Here is a 231-nt window from a genome sequence, read left to right as displayed (position 1 = left end):
CAAGGACACCACCACCAACTACGAGCTCGACCGCACCATCCGCCACGTGCAGCAATCCGCCGGCGGCGTGACGCGCCTGTCGGTGGCCGTGGTGGTGAACCACCGCGACAGCGTGGACACGGCCGGCAAGACCACCAGCCGCGCGCTGACGCCGGCCGAGGCGGAGCAGATCCGCAACCTGGCCAAGGAAGCCATGGGCTTCAGCCAGGAGCGGGGCGACTCGCTCAACGT

At 69.7% G+C, this 231-nt stretch carries 1 protein-coding gene; it reads left to right on the top strand.

The features are described 5' to 3' along the window. Window positions 1-231 (top strand): flagellar M-ring protein FliF C-terminal domain-containing protein (locus AC0IYU_RS35040; protein ID WP_472127018.1); only part of this gene is annotated, 231 nt, incomplete at both ends.

The organism is Variovorax sp. AC103, assembly GCF_979254005.1.
This window is presented reverse-complemented; position numbering and strand designations above follow the sequence as displayed.